This is a genomic window from Actinomadura opuntiae, assembly GCF_030283205.1.
In the GTDB taxonomy this organism is placed as follows: Bacteria; Actinomycetota; Actinomycetes; order Streptosporangiales; family Streptosporangiaceae; genus Spirillospora.
The window spans coordinates 1-22271 of sequence record NZ_JASNWF010000034.1; the positions used below are offsets into that span (position 1 = coordinate 1).

Consider the following 22271-nt stretch of genomic DNA (forward strand, 5'->3'; position numbering starts at 1 on the left):
CGGGCGCGGGCGCCGGTCACGGCCGGGCGGCGGCGGGCGCCGGCCGCGCGGCCGGCGTCCCGGGACCGCGCCCGGGGCCGTTCCCGGCAGAGTAGCGGGCCCGCGCCGCCGATGCCGGGAGCACGGCGCCGATGGTGACGATCTTCATCGGCCGGCCCTCACCGGTCGGGGGCGCCGCGCAGCACCGAGCGGATCCGGGCGAGGACCTCGGTGAAGCGGGACTCGGCGCCGTGCCGGGTCGGCCGGTAGTACTCGCGGCCGTCCACCGAGTCGGGGGCGTACTGCTGCCGGACGACCCCGCCGGGGTGGTCGTGGGCGTACTTGTAGCCCTGCCCGTGCCCGATCTTCGCGGCGCCCTTGTAGTGCGCGTCCCGCAGATGCCCGGGGACGGGCCCGGCCAGGCCCTTGCGGACGTCGCCGAGCGCGCCGTCCACCGCCATGATCACCGCGTTGGACTTGGGCGCCAGGGACAGGTGGATCACGGCCTGGGCGAGGTTGATGCGCGCCTCGGGCAGCCCGACGAACTCCACCGCCTGCGCCGCCGCGACGGCGGTCTGCAGCGCGGTCGGGTCGGCCATGCCGACGTCCTCGCTGGCGTGCACGATCAGGCGCCGCGCGATGAACCGCGCGTCCTCGCCGGCCTCGATCATGCGGGCCAGGTAGTGCAGCGCCGCGTCGACGTCGCTGCCGCGGATGCTCTTGATGAACGCGCTGATGACGTCGTAGTGCTGGTCGCCCTCGCGGTCGTAGCGGACGGCGGCCCGGTCGACGGCCTTCTCCAGCACGTCCGCGTCGATCACGGCGCCGTCCTCGACGACGAGGGCGGCGGCCTCCAGGTAGGTGAGGGTGCGTCGGGCGTCGCCGCCGGCGAGCCGGATGAGGTGGTCCTCGGCGGCGGGGTCGAGGCCGACCTTGCCGTTCAGGCCGCGCTCGTCGGCGAGGGCGCGGCGGACCACCTCGCGCAGCTCGTCCTCGCCGAGCGGTTCGAGGGTGAGCAGCAGCGACCGCGACAGCAGCGGGCTGATCACGGAGAAGAAGGGGTTCTCGGTGGTGGCGCCGATGAACGACACCCAGCGGTTCTCCACCGCCGGGAGCAGGGCGTCCTGCTGGGCCTTGTTGAAGCGGTGCACCTCGTCGACGAACAGGACGGTCTGCCGGCCGGTCATGCCGAGCTCGCGGCGGGCCAGGTCGATCTCGGCGCGGACCCGCTTGACGCCGTCGCTGACCGCGGAGATCTCCACGAACCGGCGGGAGGTGACGTGGCTGACGACGGTGGCGAGGGTGGTCTTGCCGGTGCCGGGCGGGCCCCACAGCACCAGCGACATCGGGACGTCGCGGTCGACGAGCTGCCGGATCGGGGTGCCGGGGCCGAGCAGGTGCGCCTGGCCGACGACCTCGTCCAGCGCGCGGGGCCGCATCCGCACCGCGAGCGGCTGCCGGCCCGCCTCCGCCGCCGTCAGCGGCGCCGCGGAGGCGGCGCCGTCGCGGTCGCGCGACGGGCTCGCGGCCCCGGCCGACGGATCGTCGAAAAGCCCCTCCGGCTGGTCCGGTTCCGCCCTGCTGGTCACGCTCCGACACTATCTCGCCGCAGCGACATTCCCGTCCGCTCGGGTTCCCGGTCGGCCAGCGCCCGCATCCTGGACGTCGCCCACAGCGTGACGATCACGATGGCGCAGCCGACGATCCCGTCCGTCCAGTAATGGTTCGCGGTGACGACCACGATGAGGAACGTGAGGACGGGATGGGCGACCATGATGAACCGCCAGCGGCCCCGGCCGTAGCGGACGGCGCCCCAGGCGACCAGCAGCGCCCATCCGACGTGCAGCGACGGCATGGCGGCGAACTGGTTGGCCATGCCCTCCCCCGGCTTGGAGCTGTAGGAGCTCGGGCCGTAGACGTTCATCAGGTCGATGAAGCCGTGCCCGGGCAGCATGCGGGGCGGTGCCAGCGGGAAGGCGAAGTGCAGCGCCAGCGCCGCCGCCGCGGTGACCGCGATCACGACCCGGACGCGCGGCCAGCCCTCCCGGTGCCGGAACCACATCCACCCCATGAACAGCAGGATCGCGGGGAAGTGCACGCGGACGTAGTACTCGTTCGCGGCGCGCACCCAGCCGTCCCAGCCGAGCGCCCACTTCTGGAACGCCGACTCGTCCGGCAGGCGCAGCGTGCGCTCCAGGTCCCACAACCACCGGGCGTGCGCGAACGCGTCGCTCGGGCGCCCGTCGGCGAAGTGCCGGCCCAGCTCGTAGGCCCCGATCACCACGCCCATCAGCAGGACCTGCAGCACGGTCGCCACCACCAGGCGGCGGCCGGTCATGTCGCGTCGCAGAATCGCCTCCGTCACCCATGAACGCCGCATGGGGTTCATCCTCCAGCCGCCCGGCGCGGCACGCCTGGTCCGACAGGAGGGTATCGGCCTCCGCCCGGAGTTCGAGACCGGCCGGGAACCCCGCGTCCCGCTGCGGCGTTGTCACCGACCGGATGAAGGCACAATCGGGAGCGTGACGGTGTCGGGTACGGCCCACCGCCGGCGCCACGGGCAGGCGGGTCTGCTGGTGGCGCTGCTCGTCGTGGCCGGACTCGTGTTCAGCTACGGCCTGGGGCACGCCCCGCCCGACCGGGTCTGCATCGAGAACGGGATGAACGTACCCGCCGAGGTCGCCGCCGCGATGCACCACGACGGCCGGGCTCCCGCCGTCCACACTCCGCCGGGGCACCACGGCACCCCCCAGATGTCCCTCAGCGCGCCGCTGAGGCTCCCGCCGCTGGCCCCCGCTGACGCGTGCCTGTGCCTGGCCGTGCTGTTCGCCCTCATGCTGCTGGGGCTAGCCGGGGGCCGCCGGGCGGTGCTGCGCCTGCCCGCGCGCTCGGGCCGAGCGCCCGCGCCGCGCGGCGGCGCCCTGTCCCCCGTTTCCCTGGCCTCTCTTCAGGTTCTCCGGCTGTGACGGACCGGCCGTAAGGCCGCGGCACCGCCGTGCGCGCATACCCGCGCCGGCGCGATGCCGCCATGTCCGTACATCCGTTGAGACCTTTGAGAGGACCGCTCCATGTCCAAGAGCGCCCGGAACAAGCAAGCCCGCAAGAAGAACGCCCTGACGCAGCGTCAGGTGCCGTGGGGCGGGATCGCCTTCTTCACCGTCATCGGCCTGGTCGCGGTCGTCGCGATCGGTTACGCGTTCCTGCAGTCCAGGCCGTCGTCCGCCGACGGCGCCTCGTCGATCAAGGGCGTGGTGGTGAAGGACGGCCTGACCCGCAACCACACCAGCGGTCCCGTCAGCTACGACGGGAACCCGCCGATGGGCGGCGACCACGACTCCGTCTGGCAGAACTGCGACGGCCGCGTCTACGACCAGGCGCTGCGCAACGAGAACGCCGTCCACTCCCTCGAGCACGGCGCCGTCTGGATCACCTACCGGCCGGGCCTGCCCGCCGCCCAGTTGGACGCGCTCAGGGCCAAGGTCGAGCGCACCGACTACACGTTCCTGAGCCCGTACCCGTCGCTGGACGCGCCGATCGCGCTCACCGCGTGGGGCCACCAGCTCAAGCTCCAGGACGCCGGGGACGCGCGCGTCGACCGGTTCCTGCGCGCGTTCGTCAAGGGCCCGCAGACGCCCGAGCCCGGCGCGGCCTGCGACGGCGCCAAGGACACCCCGTGACCGGCCGCCGCATAACGGTCGCCATCGCCGCCCTGGTGCTGCTCGCCGCCGCGGCGCTGCTCGGCACGACGGCCTGGAAATCGGGCGAACCGGCCACTGACGGGCCGGAGGCCGGGTTCGCCCGCGACATGAGCGCCCACCATGCGCAGGCCGTGGAGATGTCGTTCATCGTCCGGGACCGCACGTCCGATCCGGCCGTCCGGCTGCTCGCCTACGACATCATCAACACGCAGTCGGCGCAGATCGGCATGATGACGGCCTGGCTCGACCAGTGGGGCCTGCCCAAGACCGACCCGGCGGGGCCGATGCGCTGGATGTCCGGTCACGCGGGGATGGCCATGCCGGCCCCGGCGACCGGCGCCGCGATGCCGGGGATGGCGACCGACGCGCAGCTGGCCGAACTGCGCAAGGCGTCCGGCAGGGACGCCGAGGCGCTGTTCCTCCGGCTGATGATCGCCCACCACCGCGGCGGCGTCGACATGGCCCGCGCCGTCCTCGACCGGACCGGCCGCGACCAGGTGCGGCGGCTCGCGCGGACGATGGTCGGCGGGCAGCTCTCGGAGATCGCCCAGATGGACGCGATGCTCCGGGAACGCGGCGCGGCGCCGTCCTGACGGCCCAGCGGGCGGTGCGGTCCGCGCCGCCCGCCGGGCCGTCCGGACGACCTTCGCGATAGCGCTTGACAGCACGGTCCGATCGCGGGTCACTGACCACCATGGCTCACAACCTCAGCGGCTACCACCGGGCTCTGGACCTGTTCGAGGGACTGGTGGCCGGCGTCCCCCGGGACGGCTGGGACGCCCCCTCCCCCTGCGCCGGCTGGACGGCCCGGGACGTCGCCGGCCATGTCATCGGCGGCCAGTACCTGGTCCGGTCGCTGGCGACCGGGGAGCCCGCACCGGACGTCACCACCGACCCGGCGCGCTTCGCGGCCGAGGACGCCGAGGCGGCGTGGCGCACCGCCCGCAAGGAGGCCACCGCCGCGCTGACGCCGGGCGGGCTGAGCCGCCCCGTCCCGGTCGGCGCCCTGGGGCGGCTGCCGCTGGGCGACTTCCTGGAGGGCTACATCCTGGAGCCGCTGGTGCACGCCTGGGACCTGGCCCGCGCCACCGGCCAGCCGTCCCGCCTGGACCCCGACCTGGTCCACCACGCCTTCGCCACGGCCCACATGATCGCCGCCGACCTGCGCACGGCCGGCCGGCTCGCCCCCCAGCTCCCCGCCCCCCAGGGCGCCGACGAGCAGACCCGCCTCCTGGCCTTCCTGGGCAGACCGATCACCTGACGCATTCAGCCCCTACAACATCCTGGCTGACCCACCTAGCGAAAGACCGGCCCCTAAGCCCCCCGACTCACACGGAGCGAGCGCAGGCGAGCCCGCCGACCGCAACGGGGTTCCGGGCCTCACCCCCGGCTGCTTGAACCTCAGCCACCGGTCACGGGCAGGCACGCGGAGCGAGCGCAGCGAGCGGAGCGGGCCTGCCCGCCGACCGAGAGGCCGTTTCGCGCGGAGCGCCAGCGGAGTGCGAAACGGCCTCTCGGTCGTTGACGGGGGTTCCAGGGGGTCGCCCCCCTGGGAAAACACAGCCCCCTGGGCAAGTCAAGAGAATTCGGCGAGGGTCCTCTCGGCCTCTTCGAGCCAGGCACGGCGGGCGCCGAGGGCTTCCTCGGCGTCCTTGACGTCCCGGTCGCGGCCGGCGGCGCGGGCCTTGTCCAGGCGCTTCTCCAGCTGCTCGATGGAGCTGCGCAGCTGGTTGACGGTGGCCTCGGCGCGGGCGCGGGCCTCGGGGTTGGTGCGGCGCCACTCCGCCTCCTCGGCGGTGCGGACGGCCTCCTCGATCTTGCGGAGCCGGCCCTCGAGGCGGTCGCGCTGGTCGCGGGGCACCATGCCGGCCGCCTCCCAGCGCTCCTGGACCGCGCGCAGCGCCTGCCGGGCCTGGCGGACGTCGCGGACGGGCAGCAGCCGCTCGGCCTCGGCGAGGATCTTCTCCTTCTCCTCGGCGTTGCCGCGGAACTCGGCGTCGCGCTCGGCGAAAGCGGCGCTGCGGGCCTGGAAGAAGGTGTCCTGGGCGCCCTTGAAGCGGGCCCACAGGTCCTCCTCGGCGTCCCGGGAGGCGCGGCCGGCGAGCTTCCAGCGGCGCATCAGGTCGCGGTAGGCGGCGGCGGTCTCGCCCCAGTCGGTGGAGTCCTGCATGGCCTCGGCCTCGGCGACGAGGCGCTCCTTCTCCCGGCGGGCCTCCTCGCGCTGGTCGTCCAGGGTGGCGAAGTAGACCTTGCGGCGCTTGGTGAAGGCGTTGCGGGCCGACGACAGCCGCTTCCACAGCGCGGTCTCGGTGGGCCGGTCGATGCGGTCGGCGGCCTTCCACTCCTCGACGAGCTGGCGCAGCCGCTCGCCGCCGTTCTTCCAGTGCGTCTCCTCGGCGGCGATCCGCTCGGCCTCGGCGACGATGCGCTCCTTGATCTCGCGGGCCTCGTGCCGGTGCTGCTCGCGCTGGGCCTTGACCTCCTCGCGGCGGCGGCCGACCTGCTCGGTCAGGGCTTCCAGCCGGCGGGCGAGGGCGTCGAGGTCGCCGACGGCGTGGGCCTCGCCGACGGCCTCGCGCAGCCGGGCGATGCTCTGCTGCGCCTGGGCGGGCTGCAGGTCGGTGGTGCGGACGCGCTGTTCGAGCAGGCCGATCTCGGTGGCGAGCGCGTCGTACTTGCGCTTGAAGTAGGCCAGGGCCTCCTCAGGGGCGCCCGCCTGCCAGGACCCCACGACCCGTTCGCCGACGGACGTCCTGACATAGACGGTGCCGTCCTCGTCCACCCGGCCCCAGGGATCGGTCGCGCTGGACACCCTTGCCTCCTGAATCGCAGGTCCGATCGGGCTCACGGCCTCCGGACCCTCCACACCTTAGTATCCCGATCGCCTAAACCGGGGCGATCGTGACGTCCTGGATCGTGACCTTCTTCTTGGGCTTGCCGTCCTCCGCCGGCGTGGAGCCCGCCTTGGCGATCTTCTCCAGGATGTCCAGCCCCTTGGTGATCTTGCCGAACACCGAGTAGTCCGGATCCAGCTGCGAGTCCTTGTAGACCATGAAGAACTGGCTGCCGTTGGAGTCGGGCTGCGACGAGTGCGCCATGGCGAGCGTCCCGGCCGTGTACTTGGCGTTCGCCGTGTTCTCGTTGGCGAACCGGTATCCGGGGCCGCCCATGCCGGTGCCCGCGGGGTCACCGCATTGCAGGACGTTCAGGCCGCCGCTGGTCAGCCGGTGGCACGGGCTGTCGTCGTAGAAGTTCTTCTGGGCCAGGTAGGCGAACGAGTTCACCGTGCACGGCGCGGCCTTGGCGTCGAGCTGCATCACGACGTCGCCCTGGTCGGTCTTGACCGTGGCCTGGACGGTGCCCTTGTACGCGGGCTTCTTCGGCGGGGTGCCGAGGCTCTTCACCTTCCCGGCGGGCTGCCCCTCGGGGATGTACGCGCAGTGCGGGCCGTCGGCCTTGGACTCCCCGTCCTTGCCGGTGTACACCACGATCGCCGCGCCGCCCACGACGACGACCGCCACCGCGACCCCGGCACCGATGATCTTGGCGCGGCGGGCCTTGGCGGCCGCTTGCGCCAGCGCCTGCTGCTGTCGCTCGTAGCGCTGCCGAGCGAGCTGCTTCTTGCGGTCCTTCCCCGCCACGTGCCTGCCCTTCCGCTGTGATCAGGTGAACGTGCAGCGCATAGTAGCGGCACCCGCGCGCCGGACGGACCGCTACCTGAACGAACCCTCAGGAAGCCGGACCGGCCCGCGGCCGCCCCGCCGATCGGCCCCGCGGCGCCTCCCGCGGGGCGCGCCGCGACACGGCGATCGCCCTATCTCGTTCGCGATGGCCGTGGCCGCGCCGGTACGCTCGGACGAGCCCACCCGAGATGGTTCTAAGGAAGGACGACCGTGCTCGTCGCCGGGTTCCCCGCTGGATCGTTCGCCGCGAACTGCTACGTCGTGGCGCCCGCCGCGGGCGAGGAGTGCGTCATCGTCGACCCGGGGCAGGACGCCGAGGCCGGGATCGAGGAAATCCTGCGCGAGCACCGGCTGAAGCCGGTGGCGGTGCTGCTGACGCACGGCCACATCGACCACGTGTGGTCGGTGGCGCCGGTGTGCGGCGCCAAGGACGTCCCGGCCTACATCCATCCGGACGACCGCGACCTGCTCACCGACCCGGCCAAGGGGCTGTCCCTCGGCCCGGGCCAGCAGTTGTTCGGGGGGCTGGAGCTGACCGAGCCGGACGACGTGCAGGAGCTGGCGGACGGCGCGGTGCTGGAGCTGGCGGGGCTGAGCTTCACCGTCGACCACGCGCCCGGCCACACGCCCGGGTCGGTGACCTTCCGGACGCCGAGGACGCAGGAGCTGCCGGACGTGATGTTCACCGGCGACCTGCTGTTCGCCGGGTCGATCGGCCGCACCGACCTGCCCGGCGGGTCGTACGAGGAGATCCTCGCGAGCCTGTCGCGGGTGTGCCTGTCCATGCCGGACGAGACGGCGGTCCTGCCCGGGCACGGCACCCAGACCACAATCGGCCGCGAGCGCGCGACGAACCCGTTCCTGGCGGAGCTCAAGCCCGCCGGCGGACCCGACAAGGGATTCTGAGCCTAAAAGATCATGAGTTCGAGTTTCCGGGCCCCCAAGGGGGTCAGTGAGTACGTTCCGCCGCGCGCGGACCTGTTCTACGCCATCCGCGAGGCGTTCGCCGACCAGGCGCGGCTGGCCGGTTACGGCTACCTGGAGCTGGCCGTCTTCGAGGACACGAACCTGTTCCGGCGGGGCGTCGGGGAGTCCACCGACGTGGTGTCCAAGGAGATGTACACCTTCGAGGACCGCGGCGGCCGGTCGCTGACGCTGCGGCCGGAGTTCACCGCGTCGGTGCTGCGGGCCGTCCTGGAGAACAACCTGCACAAGGGCGCGCTGCCGGTGAAGGTGTGGACGTCCGGGCCCGCGTTCCGCGCCGAGCGCCCGCAGCAGGGCCGGTACCGGCAGTTCTACCAGCTCGACCTGGAGGCGATCGGCAGCGAGGACCCGCAGGTCGACGCCGAGACGATCGCGATCGCCGCGAACTGGTACCGCTCGCTCGGCCTGACGCAGGTGCGGCTGCTGCTGAACTCGCTGGGCTGCAAGGAGTGCCGTCCCGCCTACCGGGCCCTGCTCCAGGACTTCCTGCGCCGGCTCGACCTGGACGACGACACCCGCGCCCGCGTCGAGATCAACCCGCTGCGCGTCCTGGACGACAAGCGCCCGCAGGTGAGGGCGCAGCTCGCGGACGCCCCGCTGATGGCCGACCACCTGTGCCCGGACTGCAAGGCCTACCACGACCGGGTCCGGGAGCTGCTGTCCGACCTCGGCATCGCCTGGGAGGACACCCCCACCCTCGTCCGCGGCCTGGACTACTACACCCGCACCACCTACGAGTTCGACCACCCGCTGCTCGGCGCGCAGTCCGGCATCGGCGGCGGCGGGCGCTACGACGGCCTGTCGGAGGACATCGGCGGCCCGCCGCTGCCCGGCATCGGGTTCGGCCTCGGCCTGGACCGCACGATCCTGGCGCTGGAGGCCGAGTCGGCGCAGGGCGAGGGCGTGGCGTTCGCCGCCAAGCCGCGCTGCGAGGTGTTCGGGGTCGCGCTCGGCGACGCCGCCGAGCGCCGGCTGTTCGCCCTGGTCGCCGACCTGCGCCGGGCCGGGATCGCCGCCGACATGGCCTTCGGCGGCAAGAGGCTGAAGGGCGCCATGAAGGACGCCGACCGGTCGGGCGCCCGGTACGCCGTGATCCTCGGTGAGCGAGATATCGCCGGCGGCGTCGCCCAGGTCAAGGATCTGGCCGAGGGCGAGCAGACCGCCGTCCCGCTCACCGAGCTCACCACGACGTTGAAGGAAAGGCTTCAGAAATGATCCGCACCCACGAGGCGGGCACGCTCCGCAAGGAGCACGCCGGGCAGCAGGTCACGCTGGCCGGCTGGGTCGGCCGCCGCCGCGACCACGGCGGCGTCACGTTCATCGACCTGCGCGACGCCTCCGGCACCGCGCAGGTCGTCTTCCGCGAGGACGAGGCGGCGCACGACCTGCGCTCGGAGTTCTGCGTGAAGGTCGTCGGCGAGGTCCGGGTCCGGCCCGCGGGCAACGAGAACCCCGAGCTGCCGACCGGCGACATCGAGGTCGCCGCCACCGACATCCAGGTGCTGTCGGAGTCGGCGCCGCTGCCGTTCCCGATCGAGGGCGACGTCAACGTCAACGAGGAGATCCGGCTCAAGTACCGGTACCTCGACCTGCGCCGCGACGCCGTCGCGCAGGCGATGCGGATCCGCTCCGAGGCGTCGTTCCTCACGCACGAGGTCATGCGCGAGCACGGCTTCGTCAACGTCGAGACCCCGACGCTGACCCGCTCCACCCCCGAGGGCGCCCGCGACTTCCTGGTGCCCGTCCGGCTCAAGCCCGGCCACTGGTACGCGCTGCCGCAGTCGCCGCAGCTGTTCAAGCAGCTGCTCATGGTCGGCGGCCTGGAGCGCTACTACCAGATCGCCCGCTGCTACCGGGACGAGGACTTCCGCGCCGACCGGCAGCCGGAGTTCACCCAGATCGACATCGAGATGTCGTTCGTCGAGCAGGACGACGTCCTGCGGGTCGGCGAGGACCTCGTCGCGCGGCTGTGGAAGGAGATCGCCGGGTACGAGATCCCCCGGCCGATCCCCCACATCACCTACGCCGACGCGATGGCCCGGTACGGCTCCGACAAGCCCGACCTGCGGTTCGGCAACGAGCTGACCGACATGACCGAGTACTTCGCCGGAACGTCGTTCCGGGTGTTCCAGGCCCCCTACGTCGGCGCGGTCGTCATGCCGGGCGGCGCGTCCCAGACCCGCAAGGAGCTGGACGGCTGGCAGGACTGGGCGAAGGCCCGCGGCGCCCGCGGCCTGGCCTACGTCCTCCTCCAGGAGGACGGTACGCTCGGCGGCCCCGTCGCCAAGAACCTCTCCGACACCGAGAAGGAGGGGCTCGCCGCGAAGACCGGCGCGTCCCCCGGTGACGCGATCTTCTTCGGCGCCGGCAAGCGGCACGCCACCCAGGAGCTGCTCGGCGCGGCCCGCCTGGAGATCGGTCGCCGCCGCGGCCTGATCGACGAGTCGGCGTGGAACTTCGTCTGGGTCGTCGACGCGCCGATCTTCGAGCCGGTGGAGAACGACAAGGGCGAGCAGATCGGCTGGACGTCGGTGCACCACCCGTTCACCGCGCCGAAGCCGCAGTTCGCCGACACCTTCCACGAGGACCCGGGCTCCGCGCTCGCCGACGCCTACGACCTCGTCCTGAACGGCAACGAGATCGGCGGCGGCTCCATCCGTATCCACCGCGCCGAGATGCAGCAGCGCGTGTTCGACGTGCTCGGGCTGTCGAAGGAGGAGGCCGAGTCGCAGTTCGGCTTCCTGCTGGAGGCGTTCAAGTTCGGCCCGCCGCCGCACGGCGGCATCGCGTTCGGCTGGGACCGCACCGTCATGCTGCTGGCCGGCGGGGCGACCATCCGCGACGTCATCGCGTTCCCGAAGGCCGCGTCGGGCCTGGACCCGCTGACCGCGGCGCCCACCACGATCACTCCGGCGCAGCGCAAGGAGGCGGGCGTCGACGTCATCCCGGAGGACGCCCCCGCCGAAGGCTGACCCGCGAACGCCGGAAGGGCGGCCACCGCGATCATGCGGTGGCCGCCCTTTCCGCTGCTCAGCGAGTGTCGCCGCCCGCCCTCGAACCGCGGCTCCGTCGCGAAGACGCCGTGCTCACGGCGAACGCAGCGGAGCGCCAGCGGAGCGGAGGTCGCCCTCGTCCGTCAGCGGGTGGCGCCGCTGGTGACGCGGTAGACGTCGTAGACGCCGTCGATGGTGCGGACGGCCTTGAGGACGTGGCCGAGGTGCTTCGGGTCGCCCATCTCGAAGGTGAAGCGGGAGACGGCGACGCGGTCGCGGGTGGTGGTGACGGACGCCGACAGGATGTTGACGTGCTGGTCGGACAGCACCCGCGTCACGTCCGAAAGCAGGCGGGGCCGGTCGAGGGCCTCGACCTGGATCGCGACGAGGAACACCGAGTCCTCGCCCGGGGACCACTTGACGTCGATCAGGCGGTCGGGCTGGGTCTTCAGGCTGGCGACGTTGGCGCAGTCGGCGCGGTGGACGGAGACGCCGTGGCCGCGGGTGACGAAGCCGACGATGTCGTCGCCGGGCACCGGGGTGCAGCAGCGCGAGAGGCGGACCCACACGTCGGGGTCGTCGGCGACGACGACGCCGGGGTCGCCGGCGGGGCGGCTGCGCTTGCGGCGGGTCGGCAGTGCGATCTCGGCGAGGTCCTCCTCGGCGCTCTCCACGCCGCCGAGGGCGTCGACGAGGCGCTGCACGACGGTCTGCGCGGACACGTGCCCCTCGCCGACCGCCGCGTACAGCGACGACACGTCGGTGTAGCGCATGTCGCGGGCGAGGGCGAGCAGCGCCTCCCCCGACATCATCCGCTGCAGCGGCATGTTCTGCTTGCGCATCGCGCGGGCGATCGACTCCTTGCCGGACTCGATCGCGGTGTCCCGGCGCTCCTTGGAGAACCAGTGCTTGATCTTGTTGCGGGCGCGGGCGCTCTTGACGAAGCCGAGCCAGTCGCGGCTCGGGCCGGCGTCCTGCGACTTGGAGGTGAACACCTCGACGGTGTCGCCGTTGTCGAGGGTGGACTCGAGGGGGACGAGGCGGCCGTTCACGCGGGCGCCGATACATCGGTGCCCGACCTCGGTGTGGATCGCGTACGCGAAGTCGACGGGCGTGGCGCCCTGCGGCAGCGCGATGACGTCGCCCTTCGGGGTAAAGACGAACACCTCCGAGACCGACAGGTCGAAGCGCAGCGACTCCAGGAACTCGGCCGGGTCGGCGGTTTCCTTCTGCCAGTCGAGGAGCTGGCGGAGCCACTGCATGTCGCCGGCCTTGCGGCCGCCGACCGTCTCCTCCTTGTACTTCCAGTGCGCGGCGACGCCGTACTCGGCGCGGCGGTGCATGCCCCAGGTGCGGATCTGCAGCTCGACGGGCTTGCCCTCCGGGCCGATCACCGTCGTGTGCAGCGACTGGTACATGTTGAACTTCGGCATCGCGATGTAGTCCTTGAACCGGCCGGGGACCGGGTTCCATCGCGCGTGGATCGAGCCGAGCGCGGCGTAGCAGTCGCGGACGCTGTCGACCAGGACCCGGATGCCGACCAGGTCGTAGATGTCGTCGAAGCTGACGTCGCGGGCGATCATCTTCTGGTAGATCGAGTAGTAGTGCTTCGGCCGGCCCGTCACGGTGGCCTTGATCCGGGCCTCGCGCAGGTCGGTGGATACGTTCTCGATCACTTCCTGCAGGTAGACGTCGCGGCGCGGGGCGCGCTCGGACACCAGCCGGGCGATCTCGTCGAACCGCTTGGGGTACATCGTGGCGAACGCGAGGTCCTCCAGCTCCCACTTCAGCGTGTTCATCCCGAGGCGGTGCGCGAGCGGCGCGAACACCTCCAGGGTCTCGCGGGCCTTCTTCTCCTGCTTGTGCCGCGGCATGTAGCGCAGCGTGCGCATGTTGTGCAGCCGGTCGCCGAGCTTGATCACCAGGACGCGGATGTCGCGGGACATCGCCACGACCATCTTGCGGACGGTCTCGGCCTCCGCGGCCTCGCCGTACTTGACCTTGTCGAGCTTGGTGACGCCGTCGACGAGCGCGGCGATCTCGTCGCCGAAGTCGGCGCGCAGCTCGTCGAGGGCGTACTCGGTGTCCTCGACCGTGTCGTGCAGCAGCGCCGCGCACAGCGTCTCGGTGTTCATGCCGAGCTCGGCGAGGATGGTCGCGACGGCGAGCGGGTGCGTGATGTACGGGTCGCCGCTCTTGCGCTTCTGGTCGCGGTGGTAGTGCGCCGCGACGTCGTAGGCGCGCTCGATCAGCCGCAGGTCCGCCTTGGGGTGGGTGTTGCGGACCGTCTTGATGAGTGGTTCGAGTACCGGGTTCATAGTGGGGCCCCGCTGGGCGCCCAACCTGGCGAGCCTACGGCGCACCCGGGCGGCAGACGGTGGGATCGCGGCCGGCGTCGGCCTGGTCTGGGCATCGGAGGGGGTGGCTCCCGGTCCGGCGGGCGGCTGCGGTGTGGCGGGCCCCCCGACGGGGCGGGCCTTCCCGTCCGGCGCGTCGGCCGCTCCGCCGCCGGTGGGCGCGGTGGCCTGCGGCTTCTCGCCGGAGGTCCGCGAGGCGGACGGTTCGGCGGCGGACTGTTTCGCGGTGGACGGTTTCGCTGCGGGCGGCTCGGCCACCGGCGGTTTCCCGGCGGCGGGTTCCGTTGCCGGGGCTTCCTCGGCGGACGGTTCTGTAACGGCGGGCTCCACCGCGGGTGCGTCCCCGACCGGCGGTTCCTGGGCGGGGGGTTCCTGGGCGGGCGCTACGTGGTCGGGGGGCTCCCCGGCGGTGGCGGGCGGACGGGCGGCGGGCCGGTCGGCGCGTCGCCGCGCGGCGGCGGGGGGGCCGGTCCGCTCGGCGGGCTCCGCGGCGGCGTCCCGCTCCCGGCGGGCGTCGTCCGCGGCGTCCGCTGCGGCGTCGGTCACCGCTCCGGTCGATGCCACCTCACCGCGCACCCAGCCTCCTCAGCCCTCGCGGGCGTCGTCTCCGCGGGAACGCGCCCGTCCCCGGCGGACCCTGTTGGCGCCAGTGTATCCGCCGGTCATTTCGTCCTAGACCGTAACCAGGGAATGAACGTTCAGATTCCCCAGCTTGTCGCGTCCGTTCAGGAAGGACAGCTCCAGCAGCACCGACAGGCCGGCGACCTCGCCGCCACCGCGCCGGACGAGCTCGGCGGCGGCACGGGCCGTCCCGCCGGTGGCCAGCACGTCGTCGACGATCAGCACCCGGTCGCCGGGCTCGAAGGCGTCGACGTGGATCTCGATCGTCTCGGTCCCGTACTCGAGATCATAGGTCTCCTCGTGCGTCCGCGAGGGCAGCTTCCCCTTTTTGCGGACCGGCACGAACCCCGCGCCGAAGTGGTAGGCGACCGGCGCGGCGAGGATGAACCCGCGCGCCTCGATCCCGACGATCTTGTCGATGGTGCCGCGCCCGTGGTGGTTGACGATCGCGTCGACGACCCCGGCGAACGCCACGTGGTCGGCCAGCAGCGGGGTGATGTCCTTGAACACCACGCCCGGCTTCGGATAGTCGTCCACGTCGCGGATCCGCTCCTGGATCAGCTTGCCGAGGTCCACCGTTTCACTCCCTGTGACGAATCCCACGTACTGGTGCTCATAACCGGGCCGTGCCCGCGCCCGTCACCACCGTGGGTGACCGGCGCGGGCACGGCCCGTCTGCGCTCTACTTGCCGCCGCCGCGGCGCTGCTGGCGGCTGCCGCGCCGCGGTTGCTGCCGCGGCCCCGTCTGCACGACCTTGCGGACGCTCACGCCGGACGGCAGGTTCCCGGTGCCCGACGAGGCGTCGTCCGGCTCCGGATCGTCGTCCTTGCGGCCGGCCGGGGCGTCGCCGGGCGCCCCGGTGGCGGCCTTGACCTTGGCGTTGCGCACCTGCCGCTTGGCGCTCTGCTCGCGGCGGGCCATGTTCGCGCGGATCTGCTTGTACTTCGGCTCGCGCTCCTTGAGCTGCACCAGCAGCGGCGTCGCCACGCACAGCGAGGAGTACGTACCGATGATCATTCCGACGAACAGCGCGAGCGACAGGTCCTTCAGCGTGCCCGCGCCGAACAGCGTGGTGCCGATGAACAGGATCGCGCCGACCGGCAGGATCGCGACCAGCGAGGTGTTCAGCGACCGGACCAGCGTGCTGCTCAGGGCCTGGTTCGCCGCCTCGCTGTAGGTCGTCCTGGAGGTCGGGCCGAGCGGCTTGGTGACCTCCTTGATCATGTCGAAGACGACCACCGCGTCGTACAGCGAGTACCCGAGGATCGTCAGGAAGCCCAGCAGCGTCGCGGGCGTGACCTCGAACCCGGACCAGGCGTACACGCCCGCGGTGATGATCAGGTCGTGCACGAGGGCGACCACCGCGGCCAGCGCCATCCGCCACTCGAACGCCAGCGACAGGTAGCCGATGATCAGGATCATGAAGACGGCGAGCGCCTGCCACGCCTTCTTCTGGATCTCCCCGCCCCAGGAGGCACCGACCACCTGGGTGCTGACCTTGCTGGCCGGGACCTTCAGCTCCTTGGTGATGGTCGACTTGACCTGGGTGACCTGCTCGGACGACAGGCTCTGGGTGGTGACCCGCCAGTCCTCGCCGGCCTTCTGCACGATCGGGTCGTGCGCGCCGCCGTCGACCGCGGCGCCGCGGACCTGCTCGATCGAGGAGCTCGACGCCTTGAAGGTGAAGACCGACCCGCCCTTGAACTCCACGCCGAAGTTGAGGCCCTGGATCAGCAGCCCGGCGATCGACAGGATCAGCAGCGCCCCGGACAGCGAGTACCAGATCTTCGGCTTGCCGACGATGTCGGCGCTGATCTCACCCCGGTAGATCCGGGAGATGACCGCGCGCAGCCCCATGGCTCAGGCCTCCTGGCTCGTCTTGCGGGCGGCGACGCCGCCGGCGTCCTGGGTGGTGCGGCGCAGCCGCTTGGCGTCCAGCCCCGACATCGGATGCCCGCGGCCGAAGAACCTCGTCCGCGACAGCAGCGCGACCATCGGCTTGGTGAAGAAGAACACCACCACGATGTCGATCAGCGTCGTGAGGCCCATCGCGAACGCGAACCCGGCGACGCCGCCGACCGCGAGGAAGTACAGCACCAGGGCGGCCAGGAAGGTCACCGCGTCGGCGACCAGGATGGTGCGCCGCGCCCGCTTCCAGGCGTTCTCCACCGACGAGCGCAGCCTGCGGCCCGCCCGCAGCTCGTCGCGCAGCCGCTCGAAGTAGACGATGAACGAGTCGGCGGTGATGCCGATCGACACGATCAGGCCGATGATGTGCGGCAGCGAGAGCCGGAAGCCCATCCCCTCGCCGAGGATCACCACCGCCTCGTAGGTGATCACCGAGGCGACGATCAGGCTGGACACCGCGACGAGGCCGAGGCCCCGGTAGTAGAGCAGGCAGTAGACGACGACCAGGCCGAGGCCGATCGCGCCGGCGATCAGGCCGCCGGTCAGCTGGTCGGAGCCGAGCGTGGACGACACCTCGTCGATGGAGCTCTGCTTGAACTCCAGCGGCAGCGCCCCGTACTTCAGCACGTTCGCCAGGTCGGTCGCGTACTGCTGGGTGAAGCTGTCGGCGGGCCCGTCGATGCTGGCGTTGCCGCCGGTGATCGCGCCCTGGTTGATCTGCGGCGCGGACACGACCTGGCCGTCCAGCACGATCGCGACCTGCGCCTGCGGCGAGGACGGGTTGCCCTGGTAGGCCTTGGACGCGTCGGTGGTGACGTCGCCGAACTGCTTGGCGCCCTTGCCGTCGAACTTCAGCGACACCGACCAGCTCGCCTGGCCCTGCTGGGAGTTCGGCGGCATCGCGGTCGCGCTCTTGACGTTCTCGCCCAGCACCCGGACCGGCCCGAGGATGTACTTGCCGACCTGGCCGTCCTCGACCTTCTGGGCGCACGCCGCGACGAACTTGCGCTTCGGGTCGTTGGAGCCCGGCGCGTGGCGGTCGCCGTTGTAGCAGTCGAGCGACTCGAACTGCTGGACGACCGCCTTGTCGGTGACGCCGGGGTAGGTCTGCTCGCCGGTGGACGGCGAGGGCGACACCAGCGGCGAGGACGCCGACGGGGACGCCGAGGGCGACGGGTTCGGCGTCGGCGCCGCCAGCGCGTCGGACACCGCCCGCTTGCGCGGTGTCGCCGAGGGCGACGGGGAGGTCGACGACGACGGCTTCGAGCTCGCACCCGGGCTCGGACTGGTCGTGCCGGACGGGCTCGCCGAGGGGGTCGGGGTGGCCCCGCCGGCCGTGGGCTTGCCGTCGGCGTAGGCGAACACCTGCCGGAACTGCAGCTTGGCGGTCGTGCCGATCAGCCCCACGACGCGGCTCTGCCCCTCGCCGGGCACGTTCACCACGATGTTGTTGCTGCCCTGCTTGGCGACCTCGGCGTCGGACACGCCCAGACCGTTGACCCGCTGCGTCATGATCTTGACGGCCTGGTCCATCAGGCCCGCCGGCGGGTTCTTGCCCTTCTCGGTCTTGGCGGTGAGCGTGACGGTCGTCCCGCCCGCCAGGTCCAGCCCGAGCTTGGGCTTGGTCTGTCCCTGCAGGAGCGCGACGCCGGCCAGGATCGCGATGACCGCGAAGAGGGCGAAGAGCGTGCGCCCGGGCTTGGGAACGTTGCTAGGCGAGGCCACTGGTCGTTTTCTTCCCGTCCTTGAGTCGTTGCCGCCGGCGCGTCAGGCCGAGGGCTTCTCCCCGGCCTTGGCCTTGGGCTTGGACTCGTCGGCCTCGTCCTCGCCGTGGAGGTCCGCCGTGCCCTCGGCACCGGCGTCCTTGGACAGGTCCACCTCCGACGGCTCGTCCTTGGACAGGTCGACGCGCTCGCCGTCCTCGTCCGCCTCGAGGTCGTCGTCGGCCTCGTCGTCCAGCTCCTCCGGCTCGTCGTCCTTGAGGACCTGCATGACGGCCTGCTTGACGAAATGGACCTCGACGCCCGGCGCGATCTCCAGCAGGAGACCGTCGTCGTCGACGGAGACCACGGTGGCGCGGATGCCGCTGGTCGTCAGCACCCGGGCTCCCGGTTCCATGGCGCTCTGCATGTTCATCTGCTCCTTGCGCCGCTTGCTCTGCGGCCGGATGAGCAGGAAGTAGAACACCACGGGGACGGCGAGGAGCAGCAGCAGGTTGAAACCCCCGCCGCCGGACGACGCCGCCAAAATCATGTCGCTGCCCATTACTGGGGCATCCTTCCGATGTGGTTTGCCCAGCCTGTGACCGGATCGGCCACCCCATGGGGAACGCGGGCTGGAGTCGGTGGAACCAAGTCCCGGAGTCTAGAGAGTACGCGAGACCCCGGCAACGACGTGACGATCCGCGACGCGGGGAAGTTCCCATCCCGTTACAACATGATCACTGTTCGGGCCGATCGGCGCCGTCGTCCACCTCGAACAGCGTACCGGCCATCGGCGACGCGGCCGGCTGGGCGATGCCCAGGTGCGCCCACGCGGCGGGCGTCGCGATGCGCCCGCGGGGCGTCCTGGCCAGCATTCCCTGCCGGACGAGGAACGGCTCGGCGACGACCTCCACCGTCTCCGGCTCCTCCCCCACCGACACCGCCAGCGTCGACAGCCCCACCGGTCCCCCGCCGAACTTGCGCATCAACGATTCCAGGACGGCCCGGTCGAGGCGGTCCAGACCACGCTCGTCGACCTCGTAGAGTCGCAGCGCGGCCTTCGCCAGCTCCTGCGTGATCACGCCGTCGGCGCGGACCTCGGCGTAGTCGCGGACGCGGCGCAGCAGCCGGTTGGCGATCCGGGGCGTCCCCCGCGACCGCCCGGCCACCTCGGCGGCGCCGTCGTCGGTGATCTCCACGTCCAGCAGCCGCGCCGAGCGCCGGACGATCACCTCCAGCTCGGCGGGCTCGTAGAAGTCCATGTGCGCGACGAACCCGAACCGGTCGCGCAGCGGGCCCGGCAGCATTCCCGCCCGGGTCGTCGCGCCGACCAGCGTGAACGGCGCGATGTCCAACGGGATCGCGGTCGCGCCCGGCCCCTTGCCCACAACGACGTCGACCCGGAAGTCCTCCATCGCCATGTAGAGCATCTCCTCGGCGGGCCGGGCCAGCCGGTGGATCTCGTCCAGGAACAGCACCTCGCCCTCGGCGAGGGTGGACAGCACCGCCGCCAGGTCGCCGGCCCGCTCGATCGCCGGGCCCGAGGAGATCCGCAGCGGCTGTCCCAGCTCCGCCGCGATGATCATGGCGAGGGTCGTCTTGCCGAGCCCCGGGCCGCCCGACAGCAGCACGTGGTCCGGGACCCGGCCGCGGCGCAGCGCGCCCCGCAGCACCAGCGACAGCTGCTCGCGGACCCGTTCCTGCCCGACGAAGTCGTCCAGCTTCTTGGGCCGCAGCGCGGCCTCGATCACCTGCTCCTCGGCGCCCTCCGCGTCCGCCGAGACCAGCCGCTCCCCCTCGCCGCTCATCGCCTCGCCTCCGCTCGGCGGCTGACGGCCCTTCCGTTCGCGTCCATCACTTGGCGAGCTTCTTCAGCGCGGACTTCAGCAGAGTCGCGACCGGGGGCGCCTCGGCGCCGTCGAGGTCGGCGGCGACGGCGTCGACCGCGGCGTCGGCGTCCTTGGCCGACCAGCCGAGGTTGATCAGCCCCATCTGGACCTGGGCGCGCCACGTCTCGGACGCGGCGGGCACGCGGACGTCGGCGGCGGCGTCGCCGACCGGGCCGCCGAGCCGGTCCTTCAGCTCCAGGACGATGCGCTGGGCGCCCTTCTTGCCGATCCCCGGCACCTTGGTCAGCGCGGTCAGGTCCTCGGTGGCGACCGCGCGGCGCAGCGCGTTCGGGGTGTGCACGGCCAGCATCGCCAGGGCCAGGCGGGGGCCGACGCCGCTGGCGGTCTGCAGCATCTCGAAGACCACGCGCTCGTCGTCGTCGGCGAACCCGAACAGGGTCAGCGAGTCCTCCCGGACGACCAGCGAGGTCGGCACCTTCGCCTCGTCGCCGACCCGCAGCCCGGCGAGCGTGGCGGGCGTGCACTGCACCGCGAGGCCGACGCCGTGCACGTCGATCACCGCGCCGTCCGGCCCGGCGGCGGCCACCCGGCCGCTGACGAAGGCGATCACTTGATGCTTCCTCCTCTGCTCCGCCCCTCCGGGGCGGTGCCGTTCCGGGCGGCGAGGCGCTCGCGCTCGGCCCGCGCCAGCTCCTCGATCCGCGAGACCTGCGCCCGCGCGAGCCGCCGCTGCGCGCTCCCGCGCCACACGTGGCAGATCGCGAGGGCGAGCGCGTCGGCCGCGTCCGCGGGCTTCGGCGCGACGTCGAGGTTCAGCAGCCGGGTGACCATGGCGGTGACCTGCGCCTTGTCGGCGCGGCCGTTGCCGGTGACCGCGGCCTTGGCCTCGCTCGGGGTGTGCAGCGCGACCGGGAGGCCGCGGCGGGCGGCGGCCAGCATCGCGATGCCGGCGGCCTGCGCGGTGCCCATCACGGTGCGGACGTTGTGCTGGGAGAACACCCGCTCCACGGCGACGGCGTCGGGGCGCAACTCGTCCATCAGCGCCTCGATCCCCCGCTCGACGCCGAGCAGCCGGAGCGCATGGTCCTCGTCGGCGTCGGTCCGCACCACGGACACGTGCACCAGGTGCAGCCGCTTGCCGGGCGCGCCCTCGACGACGCCCACACCGCACCGGGTGAGCCCGGGGTCCACCCCCATCACCCGCACGGCCGCTCCTTCGATCATCTGTTCGGCCGAACACGCTACCAAGTCAGGATGACATCGTTCGCGCGCGGCGGGCGTGTCCCGCTAGAAGTAGTCGAGGGAGAACGGCGCGGCCGCGAACGGGGCGGAGAGCGCCCCCGCGTCCCCGCCGTGCAGCAGCCCGGCGCGGCGCAGGGTGGCGACCGGAACGCCCGCGTAGAGCGCGGACAGGCCGCGCACGCCCATCCGCACGGCGGCGGCGTCCGCGCCGGAACGTTCCAGCCGGCCTTCGCCGTCCTTGACCTCCAGGCGCCAGTGCCCCGAGTTCGCGGGGCGCTGCGGGTCGTCGATCTCCAGCGGGACCGCGGCAGTCACCCCCTCCGGGTAGCCGCGCGCCGCGATCGCCGCGGGCGCGTCCACCACCCGCAGCATCCACTGGCTGCGCCGGACGGTCTCCTTCTCGCGCTCGCCCGGCAGCCACAGGACCGGGTCCATGGGCGAGACGCAGGCCCGGACGGTCGGCGCCGTCGAGGACCCGGAGCCCACGATGGCCCAGAGGGCGCGCAGCGTCCGCTCCGAGGACGCCACGGCCCGGACGACCTCCAGCGCCGTGTTCCCCTCGGCCCAGCGGTAGGCGAGGAACCCGTCCTCGGCCAGGTAGCAGTACTCGTCGCGATCGTCGAGGAAGGCCGGCCACATGCTCTCGTGCCAGCCGATCGGGCCGCAGTCGCCGGCGGCCGCGTGGACGCGGCCGATCACGGCCGCGACCTCCGCCGCGTCGCCGGGCCCGGCGCGGCGGACCGGCACCCGCTCGGCGGCGATGCCCCGCAGCGCCTCCGCCGGAATCTCGATCATGTGCTGGGCGCCGGCGTGCTCCCAGCCGAGCGAGCGGTAGATCCGCGTCGTCGCCGGATACAGCATCGACAGCGCGTGCCCGAACTCGGCGCAGCGCTCCAGGATGCCGGTCATCAGGCGGCGTCCGAGCCCGCGCCCGCGCTCCTCCGGCGCGACCGTGATCCCGCCGATGCCGCCCATCGAGACCGCCCGCCCGTGCCACCACTGGGTCATGTCGTGGATGCGGCCCGTCGCCAGGACGCGGTCGCCGTCGAAGCCCGCGAACTGCCGCCCCGCCGCCAGCACCGGCCCGGCGTAGCGCATCGTCCTCTCCCACTCGGCGTCCGTCAGCGCGCCGAAGGCGCGGGCACGGATGTCGCGGGTGGCGTCCATTTCGCCGGGTTCGAGGGCACGGATCTCCATGATCTCGACCGTAGGCCATGCCGGCGGCCTCCCGGAACGCCGAACGCCGCCGCGC

Annotated in this window: 20 protein-coding genes; 7 read left to right on the top strand and 13 right to left on the bottom strand. The window is 72.4% G+C overall.

Annotation, left to right across the window (positions count from 1 at the left end):
* Positions 1-158 precede the first annotated feature (158 nt).
* Positions 159-1418 (bottom strand): replication-associated recombination protein A, encoded by a 1260-nt coding sequence (locus tag QP089_RS44550; RefSeq protein ID WP_285920716.1) that lies wholly within the window; start codon positions 1416-1418, stop codon positions 159-161.
* A gap of 146 nt (positions 1419-1564) precedes the next feature.
* Positions 1565-2359: a phosphatase PAP2 family protein gene (locus tag QP089_RS44555; RefSeq protein WP_285920639.1), complete on the bottom strand. Its 795-nt coding sequence runs from the start codon at positions 2357-2359 to the stop codon at positions 1565-1567.
* 142 nt (positions 2360-2501) lie between these two features.
* Here QP089_RS44555 and QP089_RS44560 point away from each other — a divergent pair, with 142 nt between their 5' ends.
* From QP089_RS44560 to QP089_RS44575, 4 genes are all read left to right on the top strand, one after another.
* On the top strand, positions 2502-2945 hold the full coding sequence (locus QP089_RS44560) for a hypothetical protein (RefSeq protein ID WP_285920640.1): 444 nt from the start codon (positions 2502-2504) through the stop codon (positions 2943-2945).
* A gap of 102 nt (positions 2946-3047) precedes the next feature.
* Entirely contained in the window at positions 3048-3656 is a 609-nt protein-coding gene (locus tag QP089_RS44565) for a thioredoxin-like domain-containing protein (protein ID WP_285920641.1), read from the top strand.
* Positions 3653-4270, top strand: a complete 618-nt coding sequence (locus QP089_RS44570) for a DUF305 domain-containing protein (RefSeq protein ID WP_285920642.1) — start codon at positions 3653-3655, stop codon at positions 4268-4270. The genes QP089_RS44565 and QP089_RS44570 overlap by 4 nt, the downstream gene beginning before the upstream one ends.
* A gap of 101 nt (positions 4271-4371) precedes the next feature.
* The gene (locus QP089_RS44575; RefSeq protein ID WP_285920643.1) at positions 4372-4938 is read left to right on the top strand and encodes a TIGR03086 family metal-binding protein; all 567 of its coding nucleotides are present in this window, start codon (positions 4372-4374) and stop codon (positions 4936-4938) included.
* 315 nt (positions 4939-5253) lie between these two features.
* On the opposite strand, the gene QP089_RS44580 is transcribed toward QP089_RS44575, so the two are convergent.
* The gene (locus tag QP089_RS44580; protein ID WP_285920644.1) at positions 5254-6489 is read right to left on the bottom strand and encodes a DUF349 domain-containing protein; all 1236 of its coding nucleotides are present in this window, start codon (positions 6487-6489) and stop codon (positions 5254-5256) included.
* A gap of 73 nt (positions 6490-6562) precedes the next feature.
* On the bottom strand, positions 6563-7318 hold the full coding sequence (locus tag QP089_RS44585) for a peptidylprolyl isomerase (RefSeq protein WP_285920645.1): 756 nt from the start codon (positions 7316-7318) through the stop codon (positions 6563-6565).
* A 252-nt stretch (positions 7319-7570) separates the two neighbouring features.
* Between QP089_RS44585 and QP089_RS44590 the strand changes: the two genes are divergently transcribed.
* From QP089_RS44590 to aspS, 3 genes are read left to right on the top strand one after another with little or no spacing between them, the layout of a single operon-like run.
* Positions 7571-8266, top strand: a complete 696-nt coding sequence (locus tag QP089_RS44590) for an MBL fold metallo-hydrolase (protein ID WP_285920646.1) — start codon at positions 7571-7573, stop codon at positions 8264-8266.
* A gap of 12 nt (positions 8267-8278) precedes the next feature.
* Positions 8279-9559, top strand: coding sequence for a histidine--tRNA ligase (gene hisS, locus QP089_RS44595; protein WP_285920647.1), 1281 nt, complete (start codon positions 8279-8281; stop codon positions 9557-9559).
* A complete protein-coding gene (gene aspS, locus QP089_RS44600; RefSeq protein WP_285920648.1) occupies positions 9556-11316 on the top strand; it encodes an aspartate--tRNA ligase in 1761 nt (586 codons plus the stop codon). The genes hisS and aspS overlap by 4 nt, the downstream gene beginning before the upstream one ends.
* Before the next feature lie 164 nt (positions 11317-11480).
* Here the strand turns inward: aspS and QP089_RS44605 are convergent, their stop codons facing one another.
* The 9 genes from QP089_RS44605 to QP089_RS44645 form a co-directional block, all read right to left on the bottom strand.
* A complete protein-coding gene (locus QP089_RS44605; protein ID WP_285920717.1) occupies positions 11481-13655 on the bottom strand; it encodes a RelA/SpoT family protein in 2175 nt (724 codons plus the stop codon).
* 711 nt (positions 13656-14366) lie between these two features.
* Positions 14367-14891: an adenine phosphoribosyltransferase gene (locus tag QP089_RS44610; RefSeq protein ID WP_285920649.1), complete on the bottom strand. Its 525-nt coding sequence runs from the start codon at positions 14889-14891 to the stop codon at positions 14367-14369.
* Positions 14892-14997: 106 nt separating this feature from the next.
* Positions 14998-16173, bottom strand: coding sequence for a protein translocase subunit SecF (gene secF / locus QP089_RS44615; RefSeq protein WP_285920650.1), 1176 nt, complete (start codon positions 16171-16173; stop codon positions 14998-15000).
* Between the two features lie 3 nt (positions 16174-16176).
* On the bottom strand, positions 16177-17949 hold the full coding sequence (gene secD / locus QP089_RS44620; protein ID WP_285920651.1) for a protein translocase subunit SecD: 1773 nt from the start codon (positions 17947-17949) through the stop codon (positions 16177-16179).
* Positions 17950-17991: 42 nt separating this feature from the next.
* A complete protein-coding gene (gene yajC / locus QP089_RS44625; RefSeq protein ID WP_285920652.1) occupies positions 17992-18489 on the bottom strand; it encodes a preprotein translocase subunit YajC in 498 nt (165 codons plus the stop codon).
* A 175-nt stretch (positions 18490-18664) separates the two neighbouring features.
* A complete protein-coding gene (ruvB, locus tag QP089_RS44630) occupies positions 18665-19735 on the bottom strand; it encodes a Holliday junction branch migration DNA helicase RuvB (RefSeq protein ID WP_285920653.1) in 1071 nt (356 codons plus the stop codon).
* 46 nt (positions 19736-19781) lie between these two features.
* Positions 19782-20387, bottom strand: a complete 606-nt coding sequence (ruvA, locus tag QP089_RS44635) for a Holliday junction branch migration protein RuvA (RefSeq protein WP_285920654.1) — start codon at positions 20385-20387, stop codon at positions 19782-19784.
* Positions 20384-20983, bottom strand: a complete 600-nt coding sequence (ruvC, locus tag QP089_RS44640) for a crossover junction endodeoxyribonuclease RuvC (protein ID WP_285920655.1) — start codon at positions 20981-20983, stop codon at positions 20384-20386. Before ruvC ends, ruvA begins: the two co-directional genes overlap by 4 nt.
* 81 nt (positions 20984-21064) lie before the next feature.
* Positions 21065-22216, bottom strand: coding sequence for a GNAT family N-acetyltransferase (locus QP089_RS44645; protein ID WP_285920656.1), 1152 nt, complete (start codon positions 22214-22216; stop codon positions 21065-21067).
* Between the last annotated feature and the right edge of the window lie 55 nt (positions 22217-22271).

Coding starts and splice junctions, on each gene's coding strand:
- QP089_RS44550 (WP_285920716.1), bottom strand. CDS start 1,418: ATGCGGCCCCGCGCGCTGGACGAGGTCGTCGGCCAGGCGCACCTGCTC.
- QP089_RS44555 (WP_285920639.1), bottom strand. CDS start 2,359: ATGCGGCGTTCATGGGTGACGGAGGCGATTCTGCGACGCGACATGACC.
- QP089_RS44565 (WP_285920641.1), top strand. CDS start 3,048: ATGTCCAAGAGCGCCCGGAACAAGCAAGCCCGCAAGAAGAACGCCCTG.
- QP089_RS44575 (WP_285920643.1), top strand. CDS start 4,372: ATGGCTCACAACCTCAGCGGCTACCACCGGGCTCTGGACCTGTTCGAG.
- hisS (WP_285920647.1), top strand. CDS start 8,279: ATGAGTTCGAGTTTCCGGGCCCCCAAGGGGGTCAGTGAGTACGTTCCG.
- aspS (WP_285920648.1), top strand. CDS start 9,556: ATGATCCGCACCCACGAGGCGGGCACGCTCCGCAAGGAGCACGCCGGG.
- QP089_RS44605 (WP_285920717.1), bottom strand. CDS start 13,655: ATGAACCCGGTACTCGAACCACTCATCAAGACGGTCCGCAACACCCAC.
- secF (WP_285920650.1), bottom strand. CDS start 16,173: ATGGGGCTGCGCGCGGTCATCTCCCGGATCTACCGGGGTGAGATCAGC.
- yajC (WP_285920652.1), bottom strand. CDS start 18,489: ATGGGCAGCGACATGATTTTGGCGGCGTCGTCCGGCGGCGGGGGTTTC.
- ruvB (WP_285920653.1), bottom strand. CDS start 19,735: ATGAGCGGCGAGGGGGAGCGGCTGGTCTCGGCGGACGCGGAGGGCGCC.
- QP089_RS44645 (WP_285920656.1), bottom strand. CDS start 22,216: ATGGAGATCCGTGCCCTCGAACCCGGCGAAATGGACGCCACCCGCGAC.